3 protein-coding genes are annotated in these 2,593 nt (G+C 71.2%); 1 reads left to right on the forward strand and 2 read right to left on the reverse strand.

What is annotated here, in order from left to right; translation table 11 throughout:
* Positions 1-60: 60 nt before the first annotated feature.
* Complete coding sequence (locus MXD58_RS28650) at positions 61-726, forward strand: hypothetical protein (protein ID WP_250611293.1); 666 nt, start codon at positions 61-63, stop codon at positions 724-726.
* 52 nt (positions 727-778) lie between these two features.
* Here the strand turns inward: MXD58_RS28650 and MXD58_RS28655 are convergent, their stop codons facing one another.
* Positions 779-1,798, reverse strand: a complete 1,020-nt coding sequence (locus tag MXD58_RS28655) for a TIGR03617 family F420-dependent LLM class oxidoreductase (protein ID WP_248840658.1) — start codon at positions 1,796-1,798, stop codon at positions 779-781.
* A 489-nt stretch (positions 1,799-2,287) separates the two neighbouring features.
* A partial coding sequence (locus tag MXD58_RS28660; RefSeq protein ID WP_250611295.1) for a winged helix-turn-helix domain-containing protein occupies positions 2,288-2,593 on the reverse strand: 306 nt, incomplete at its 5' end.

A 2,593-nucleotide genomic window follows, 5' to 3' on the forward strand; every position in this document is an offset into this window, starting at 1 on the left:
ATCAGCAGTGCCGAGTAGACGGCTGACTCCAGGCCGACGCCGATGCCGGCGAGGATGTTCGTGGCGGGCCCGGTGTTCGTGGCGGGCAGCTCGGTGCGCGCCGGCCAGGCGGCCAGCGCCGGCTACCAGTCGACGACACCGGGCTCGCTCGCCGAGGTAGTCATCCGTCGGCTGGACTACCGGCCCTACCTCCTGCGGGCGCTGGAGGTGAAGGACGATCCGGAGGTCAGGTCGGTGGTGGCACTGCGCGACCAGGCCGGCGTCCTCGTTCCACGGTTGCTGTATCCGGGAAAGCCGACGGCCGACCAGGGGCGACGGATCAGCCATGCCGTGTTCGACCTGCCCGCGGACCTGCCGACCTCCTCGACGATCACGGCGTTCGGTGACGGCGTCGTGAACCTGGGGCTGGTCGGGGCGATGGGGCTGCTAGGCGTGTGGGTCCTGGTCCTGGATGGGGTGTTCCGCCGGGTCGCCGGGGCCGCATCCGTCAGCGGGTACGCGTTGCGCATCGCCCTGCTGGAGACCGCCTTCGACACAGCCCCCCCGCCGATCCTCCAGCTGGCGACCGCAGTGCGCACGCTGTGCGCTGTTGGCGTCGTGCTCATGCTGCTGGCCACGATCACCCGCGGGCGCCGGCGGATCATCGCCTCGCCGACGCTGCCCCGGCCGCTGTCCGCAACGGCGCGGACACCAGCGGGAGCGTCGCCGGTCCGGTCACCCCCATGACCCAGGCGCGCGGCCGGTCGCGCGAGGGAATTCGGGCGTCCGCCGACGCGGGTCAGGGTCGACGGTGCGCGCGCAGGGCGGCCATCGTGCCCGCGAGGACGGTGTCGGACCGGCTCTCGGCCAGGCCGATCTGGACGCGGTCGACCACATCGCCGTAGCGACGCAGGACTTCGCCGGTGAATTCCTCCGGCGCGCAGATGATCGTGAACTCGCGGAGCACCTCGTCGTCGATCGCGTCGCCCATCTTCGCCCATTCGCCGAGCTTGGAAAGCCGGGTCAGCTCGACGCCGAGCTCACCCCAGCCGTGATGCTCGAGGACGGGGCGGTAGGCCGGGGTCGAGCCGTAGAAGGCGAGTGTGTGGCGGACACCGGACGCCCGAGCGGCGATCTCGGCGTCGTCGTGGCCGAGCAGGCTGAACAGCGGAATGCTCACTTCGATGGCCGAGCGGTCCCGCCCGGCGCGGTCCAGTCCCCTGCCCAGGTTTGCGAGGGTGACCTCGCGCAGGTAGCTGGGGGTGGTGAAGCCGTGCGCGAGGAAGCCGTCGGCGACCTCGCCGGCCACCGCGGTCATCTCCGGCCCGACGCCGGCGAGGAAGATCGACGGGTCACCATACTCGCTCGGCCCATGGCTGAACATCGGGGTCATCAGGGTGTGCTGGTAGAACTCACCGTCGAACCGCAGCGGGGAGCCGTCCTGCCAGGAGGTCCAGATCGCCCGCAGCGCGCCGACGTACTCGCGCATTCGGGCGGCCGGGCGCGACCAGGGCATCGCGAAGCGCCGGGTGACGTGCGGACGGATCTGGCTGCCGAGGCCGAGGACGAACCGGCCGCGTGACTGGCGGTGCAGGTCGGCCGCGCTGACCGCGACCGTCATCGGGCTGCGGGCGAACGCGACCGCGATGCCCGTGCCCAGCGAGATCCGGTCGGTCGCCGCCGCGGCGAGCGCTAACGGCAGGAACGGATCGTGCGCGACCTCGGCGTGCAGCATCCGGTCGAAACCGCGATCCTGCGCCCGCCGGGCGACGTCCGCGGCATCGCTCAGGTCGCACTGAACGATCGCGTCTACCTTCATCAGGGTCCCCTTCCCGCCCGCCGGGACGGGCAGGGTGTCGTCAGAATGCCGCCGAACCAGGACGCTAGCAAGGCGACCATATTTACGCAACAGAGTGTCGCTTCTAATCTGGATCCGGCGGCGGCGATGCGGGCGGATCGCGGACTGCGGGCCGTCCTGAGGGCCGGCGCCAGATAGCACCACCCGGCGTGCGGGTGGGCCGCCGCAATGGCGCGGCCGACACCATCGCATTGAATAGCCGCCTTTACGGGCGCGGTCGCCGCTGCGTCGACGGCTCCCGGCTGGATCGAGAAGTTCTTTCTCACCGACGTCCGATTTCCCCGGTTCACCAAGGGCCGCGAACAATCCCTCGCGCGCTCCACCCGGATCACCACGCCGCGCATTCATCCGGCCACACCCGACCAGGAAGTCAGAGAATACTGACCGAATGTTCCGGGTATCCGACCGAGACCGCGGGTTCTGACCATCAAAGGCCGCATCGGCGCCCTGCTACGGCTGGTAGCGGTAGCCCATGCCGGGTTCGGTGGTGAGGTGGCGGGGACGGGACGGGTCGGGTTCGAGCTTGCGGCGCAGCCGGTTGACGTACAGCCGGAGGCTGGAGGTGTCATCGGCGTGGCCCGGCCCCCAGACCTGGTCCAGCAGGGCCCGCGAGGAGATCAGCTTGCCGGGCTGGTCGACCAGCACCGCGAGCAGCCGCCACTCCGTCGGCGTCAGCCGCGGTGGGGACGGCTCGATGTCGCCGTCCGGTCCCGCGCCCGCCGGTCCCGCGCCCGCCGGTCCCGCGCCCGCCGGCTC

It is taken from the genome of Frankia sp. AgKG'84/4 (assembly GCF_023242965.2).
Classification (GTDB): Bacteria; Actinomycetota; Actinomycetes; order Frankiales; family Frankiaceae; genus Frankia.